This is a genomic window from Marinobacter iranensis (assembly GCF_029207565.1).
In the GTDB taxonomy this organism is placed as follows: Bacteria; Pseudomonadota; Gammaproteobacteria; order Pseudomonadales; family Oleiphilaceae; genus Marinobacter; species Marinobacter iranensis.
In genome coordinates this window covers 1-254 of the sequence record NZ_JANCMW010000311.1, presented here as the reverse complement: position 1 = coordinate 254, position 254 = coordinate 1, and the positions used below count along the sequence as shown (strand labels likewise).

The window sequence follows — 254 nt, the reverse complement described above, 5'->3', positions numbered from 1 at the left end:
CACCGCCACACCGTGCGCACGCGCCTCGCCGCCGCGGAACGCGTACTCGGCGTCGACCTCTCGTCGTTCGCCGGGCGCGCCGAGCTGTGGGCGGCGCTGCAGCTCGGGGGGTGACACCGACGGCGGAGATCCGGTCGGACACGCCGCGGAACGGATGCCGCACCACGGCGCGTCGCGAGGATCTCCGCCGTTCGGCCCGGCGGCGGCCTCACTCCGGCGCGTGCGCCTCGAGGAACTCGTACAGGTCGGTCGTG

At 75.6% G+C, this 254-nt stretch carries 1 protein-coding gene; it reads left to right on the top strand.

Features of this window, described 5'->3' with window-relative positions; translation table 11 throughout:
- The first annotated feature begins 12 nt into the window (after nucleotides 1–12).
- Nucleotides 13–114: a helix-turn-helix domain-containing protein gene (locus NLU14_RS23415; RefSeq protein WP_420845101.1), complete on the top strand. Its 102-nt coding sequence runs from the start codon at nucleotides 13–15 to the stop codon at nucleotides 112–114.
- Nucleotides 115–254: the final 140 nt, after the last annotated feature.